6 protein-coding genes are annotated in these 6,000 nt (G+C 48.1%); 4 read left to right on the top strand and 2 right to left on the bottom strand.

Annotated features, from left to right (window positions below; all coding sequences use genetic code 11):
- Positions 1-31: 31 nt before the first annotated feature.
- On the bottom strand, positions 32-1,093 hold the full coding sequence (locus NNL21_RS34320) for a LacI family DNA-binding transcriptional regulator (protein WP_204822321.1): 1,062 nt from the start codon (positions 1,091-1,093) through the stop codon (positions 32-34).
- 115 nt (positions 1,094-1,208) lie between these two features.
- On the opposite strand from NNL21_RS34320, the gene NNL21_RS34325 reads away from it, so the two are divergent.
- Positions 1,209-2,453, top strand: coding sequence for an FAD-dependent oxidoreductase (locus tag NNL21_RS34325; protein ID WP_204822322.1), 1,245 nt, complete (start codon positions 1,209-1,211; stop codon positions 2,451-2,453).
- Between the two features lie 132 nt (positions 2,454-2,585).
- On the opposite strand, the gene NNL21_RS34330 is transcribed toward NNL21_RS34325, so the two are convergent.
- Positions 2,586-3,284: a MerR family DNA-binding transcriptional regulator gene (locus NNL21_RS34330; protein ID WP_204822323.1), complete on the bottom strand. Its 699-nt coding sequence runs from the start codon at positions 3,282-3,284 to the stop codon at positions 2,586-2,588.
- Positions 3,285-3,439: 155 nt separating this feature from the next.
- Here NNL21_RS34330 and NNL21_RS34335 point away from each other — a divergent pair, with 155 nt between their 5' ends.
- From NNL21_RS34335 to NNL21_RS34345, 3 genes are all read left to right on the top strand, one after another.
- Complete coding sequence (locus NNL21_RS34335) at positions 3,440-4,123, top strand: DUF6273 domain-containing protein (RefSeq protein ID WP_204822324.1); 684 nt, start codon at positions 3,440-3,442, stop codon at positions 4,121-4,123.
- A 186-nt stretch (positions 4,124-4,309) separates the two neighbouring features.
- Entirely contained in the window at positions 4,310-5,194 is an 885-nt protein-coding gene (locus NNL21_RS34340; RefSeq protein WP_204822325.1) for an RCC1 domain-containing protein, read from the top strand.
- Positions 5,195-5,522: 328 nt separating this feature from the next.
- On the top strand, positions 5,523-6,000 hold a 478-nt coding region (locus NNL21_RS34345; RefSeq protein WP_256555675.1), incomplete at its 3' end, for a nucleotidyltransferase domain-containing protein.

Here is a 6,000-nt window from a genome sequence, read left to right on the forward strand (position 1 = left end):
TACACACTACAAGCGCGATAGGGTCTATTTATCAACGCTGAGCCCGGTTAAGCCCACTCGAAGCCGACTTCACCGTTTCCCCCCAGAAGAAGGTACCGGCGAGACGTACATGCTCGAACGGAAGCCGGGGATTGGCGATTCTGCGGAGCATCAATTCCGCGGCGCGTTCCGCGGCTTCACGAATAAGCAAGATCGGTCTTGATATACCTGGATACAAGGGATGGCTGTCGTGGTCAGTTGTGATCAATGAAATGGAATCGGGTACCGAAAGCCCGAGCAAATGTAAAACCTCCAATAACAAATTGACGTCCTCATTATTCCTGCATAGTACGGCTGTGTAGTCTCCTGACAGCAGCTTGGATCTTAAACGCTCCAGCCTCTCCGCTTGGGGTACGGTGACCTCCGTCATATGCGCTGCCGGATCAATCGGCAGCTTCAGTCTTGCGCAAGCGGCTTGGAACGCTTCCCAGCGAAGCCGGAAGCCTCGCTGATCATGGATGTCGCCGATAAATAGGATACGTCTGTGCCCGTAATCGTACAATGCGTTTACGGATTGGTGTACCGCATGCTGGACATCCCAAATTACGCTGTCGGCTTCGGCGCTGTCGGGAGGATAATTGATCATTACTTTCGGGAGCGGCAGCCGCAGAAGTATGGCTTCGATCCAATAAGGCAATGCAGGCGGTGTGAACAGTCCATCCATATACAGAACCCCGCTGCGCTCCAGCCACTCCATAACCTCTTTTTCACTCGTGAAATGATTCGGCAGCACCATGGCCGACAATACATGTCCCAGTTCATTCATTCTTTGCTGCAATCCCTGGACCTGCATATGGTAGAAGCTCTGATCCGCTGCCATCAGCATGGCAAACCTTCGCGGCTTGCCCGCACCAACCCAGGGGATTTGCTCCGCGGATAACCCCGCCGTCTGCGCCTTTGTCAGATAACCGAGCTGCCTGGCTGTTTGGCATATTTCCCGGCGGGTGGATTCCGACATCCCGGGCAAGCCTCGCAGCGCCTTCGATACCGTATGAACCGTAACACCGAGCTGGTCGGCGATAACTTGCAGTGTGACGACTTTCTTCCGGGGCATCCATTATCCTCCTTGATCCCTTTCCTATGTACTCATAATGTAACAAAAATGAAACTTTAATGTAACTCGTTTCACACGTATACTGAAACCACTTTCAGTATCGGGAGGTTGAGGCATGAGTAAGGTTTCATTACAGCGTAATGTCGAGATCTATGATGACGCGGACATCGTCGTCATTGGCGGAGGTCCTGCAGGAACGGCTGCTGCGATCAGTGGGGCAAGAAGCGGCAAGAAAGTCGTGCTTCTGGAACATTCGGGTCAATTGGGCGGTATGGGAACGCTCGGTAATGTAAGTATTTTCATGGGGGTAGGCAACGTGACCGGGATCTATCGGGAGCTCGTGTCTGAGGTCATGCCGAACTATTTGCCGCAATCGCACCAAGGCTCCATCTGGCCGCAATACTCCCCTTTTAACGTACGTCATTATTTGAATGCCAAGCTGGAGAGGGAAGGAGTTAAGGTTTATTATCATACAAGCTTTGTTGCGGCAATCCAAGAAGGCGATACGGTTACAGGGGTAATCGCCAATACGCGGGAAGGGCTGAGAGCGTTCCTTGGCCGATCGATCATTGACTGTACCGGGGATGCGCGGGTGGCTCAGGATACGGGTGTTCCAACGCATTCCGGACGAGAGGGCGACGGTCTTACCCAACCGATGACATTGATGTTCATGATGCAGAATACCGGCAAGCCGGTTAAACCCTATTTGCCGGATGACTGCTATTATTACGAATCAATAAACGATTTGCCGCAGGGTCGGCACCTGTATTGGGAGTATAACAATGATGGTATGCTGCTCGTCAACATGACGCGGGTGAAGGGGAACGGCGCCAAGATTGAAGACATCAATCACGCCGAGAAGGAAGGTCTTCGTCAAGTGTTCTCCGTCGCGCATTATTTGCAGCGAAACGGATTTGAGACGTACACTCTATCGCATATTCCCGGCCAAATCGGCGTTCGGGAAACGAATCAAATCGAAGGAATGTATACGTTAACGGAGAATGATCTGACAAGCGGCCGACGCTTCGAAGACGTTGTGGCCCAGACGAACTATGAAATCGACATTCACAGCCCGGACGGCAAAAAGACGTGCGACGAGCGTCAGCTCAGCGGTTACGATATCCCTTACCGCTGTATGATTCCCATTCAGGTTAAGGGCCTTCTCGTGGCCGGAAGGTGTATCTCCGCCACTCATGTAGCCATGTCCTCCATGCGCGTGCAAGCTACCTGCTATGCGCTCGGACAAGCGGCAGGCATAGCGGCGGCGTGTGCGGTCGAGGGAAATATTCATCTTGATCAAGTCTCCATTCCGAAGCTGCATCAACGATTGGCTGACCAAGGCGTCGTTTTTTTGAAATAAGACCTATATCGAAACATAGCCCGTTACTTGATTAACGGGTGCTTGGGTTGAACGAAACAAGGAGCAGTTTGCCTCGCCCGGCAGCTGCTCCTTGTTTTGTATGGCTCTTCGGAAAATATAGTTGAAGGACGCTCAATAACATTGTATATATCTCATCATTTCTGTTATGCCATTCATTTGCTTTTCCAACTGCTCATTCAGCTTCTGAAGAGCCACTTTGAAGGAGCGTTCAATCGTAGTTAGATCATGTGTCTCTAAAGCTTCAAGCAACTGTTTCATGCTTTCAATGAAAAAGAAGGTTTTCCTTAAACTGCTTAGCACAATAATCTTTTTTAATTCCCGCGATGTAAAGACTCTATATCCGTTTTCCGGATTCCGCTTAGCGCGAATAAGCCCCTCCTTTTCCCAGTGTCGAATAGCGGATGGGTTTACCCCAGCGATAACGGCGACCTCTCCGATTTTCATTTCATCCGTGACCTGAATATTCCTATACATGGAGAAATCAGTTTGATGAATGAGGCTCATGACCTCCTCGACTCGTTGCTTCTCTACCTGAATGTTGTACTGTTGTAAATTGATCATCCAAAGTGCTTGTTCAACGCGACCTTTTTTTAATAAGTTCATGACATCGTAGGCGATAGGCAGATCGAATCCTTTGATCAAGGACCGTAAAGCAAGGAAAGCTTGAGCATGCAACGGAGTATAATATCTTCTATTACTGGCTGTCCGAGGTACGTCAGGCACCAAATCGAGATTTTCATATCTTCGCAAGGTTGTGGTGCTGACATGAAGTCTCTTGGCCATCTGCTTCGGCGTAAAGGTTTTGTCCACCTGCGACACCTTCCTTAAAGTCAAACTCTAAAGTACGGCAACAATATTATAAGAGACAATGGCCGTCCACACAAGGATTCTTGGTATATCAAATGAAATCTTGCATGAATGTTATATGATCGAAGTTAGAATGAAAAATCGAGGAGGAAAGCTAAATGGAAAAGGGTCATTTTGCTTTAACTTACCGGAACCTAAAGCCCGGCGAATTCATTGCGTTCGGCACGTATCCGCAGTCTGTAGACGGTAAAGAACTGGCGATTAAATGGCGTGTTCTTCAAAATTCAGGAAGCGAGCTGTTTGTTTTGAGTGAGTATATTTTGGACTGTAAGAGGTATCACGGCAAGAGCGCGGATCTGAAGTGGCGTGATTGCATGGAAATTACGTGGCATGACTGCGATTTGCGCGAGTGGCTGAATGATGAATTCTATAACGCCGCATTCAATGCCACCGAGAAGCAATTCATAAAGACGACTCATTGCACGGACAACGGAGAGGGCTGCCCGGATACGGAGGACAAGGTCTTTCTACTTAGCGTTGCTGAGACAAATGATTTATCTGAGATCCACGGCAAGGAGTTGAGGCGCGCTGTTGGAACCGATTTTGCCAAGACGAAAAAGCCCGATGGATGCAGCTTATATGTATATGATAAAACGAACAAAGATAACTATATCATCAGAGACGGCGAAGAAATGGGCTGTTCCTGGTGGTGGCTGCGAACACAAGGAAACAAGCCTTCACGTGCATTTTTTGCAGGTACAGGTTGCAGTATTCGCAGCTACGGGAATAACAATATAGACGGTTATGGTGTGCGTCCTGCTTTAAATATAAATCTTCCATGATAAAGATGGAAAACGAAAAAGCCAACTTTGAATGTAAAGTGAAGGAGTTTTTAATATGGGTAAACGAATGATTTTCAGCGAGATCCGAGACTCTAGGTTCGTCACTATGCGTCGCGGCGGTACCTTGCAGGATACGGACCATCATCTTCTTGCAATATGGGCGGCCGATTTTCAAGGAGGTAAGACATGGATTACATTTCTCCGAAAGAAGCGGCGTTAAAGGTGAAACGCTTGCCTAAAGATACCATAGCGGCGGGTCGTCGTCATACCGTTGGGCTTAAATCTGACGGCACGGTGACGGCTGTGGGTGATAATAAATATGGCCAATGTGATGTAAGCGGCTGGCGCGATATTGTGGCGGTCGCGGCTGGTAATGTTCATATGGCGACAAACACGGGTAATGCCCATACAATCGGTCTTAAATCGGACGGCACGGTGGCGGCTGTGGGGGGGAATAAGCATGACCAATGCGATGTAAGCGGCTGGCGCGATATTGTAGCGGTTGCGGCGGGCTGGTGTCGTACCATTGGGCTTAAATCGGATGGCGCGGTGGTAGCAGTGGGCCGAAATAATGAAGGTGAATGCAATGTAAGCGGCTGGTATGATATTGTGGCGGTCGCGGCGGGTGACTGGCATACCATCGGTCTTAAATTGGACGGCACGGTGACGGCTGTGGGTAATAATCGGTATCGCCAATGCAATGTAAGCGGCTGGTGCGATATTGTGGCGGTCACGGCGGGTTATCTTCATACAATCGGTCTTAAATCGGACGGAACGGTGACGGCTGTGGGACTGAATAAACATGACCAATGCGATGTTAGCGGCTGGCGCGGTATTGTGGCGATAGCGGCGGGCAGTAATCATACCATCGGCCTTAAATCGGACGGTACTGTGGCGGCTGTGGGTTGGAATGAGCATGGCCAATGCAATGTAAGTGGCTGGCGCGATATTGTGGCGGTTGCGGCGGGTTGCACTCATACCGTCGGGCTTAAATCGGACGGCACGGTGGTTGCTGTGGGTGATAATGAATATGGCCAATGCGATGTAAACGGGTTACGCGACATTGAATAAGCTGGTTGACATCACTCGGAGTATCCGATCTCGCAGGGGGGGCGGGAAATATGTTTCTAATCAGTCGTTACACTAACGGACACGATAGTTGAATCGAGCACAAACGAGCAGGCGCCGCGGTAGCCTGCTCGTTTTATTGAGCTAGAGAGAGATTAGCTTAAATAAAAACCTACATCAAAAATAATAAAATTAGAAAAAAGATTTAGGAAATTTTCTCTTTTTAGAATAATATAATACGTTTATCATAAGCAGGGTAAGTTCCTTATTCTTTCCTACAACTATTCTCAAGCGAACAACCAAAATCATATTAAGAAGGTGGGGTATCAGAATGGCTACAATAATACCAGAAGTTGTTGATAAATCTATGCGAAAGTTATGCGAATCGCTACAATTCCGCATCCCAAATACCGTCGTATCTGTTTATGTTTATGGCTCGACTGCTCTAAATGCTTTTATTGAGGGCTCAAGCGATATAGATTTTCTCGTATTTGTTAATCGAACGTTAACTCCATCTGACATCCGATTGATTTCGGAAGCGCACAAGGATGTTGAACAAACGCTTTCTGGATTAGATATTATGGGGGCCTATATCCGACAAGAGGATTTGGGGAAGTCCGTCGGAGAAATCCCACTCGTTCCCACCTATTTCGATAAAAAAATACAATCTGATGGAAACGGGGATTTAAATCCGGTCACATGGTGGATCCTTAAGAGATACGGCATCTGTGTGTATGGCCAGCAAATGTCCTTCAATTATGAGATATCATCTAACGAACTTATCAAATACGTTATTAATAATATGAATT

This window comes from Paenibacillus mendelii (assembly GCF_024498075.1).
Classification (GTDB): domain Bacteria; phylum Bacillota; class Bacilli; order Paenibacillales; family Paenibacillaceae; genus Paenibacillus_Z; species Paenibacillus_Z mendelii.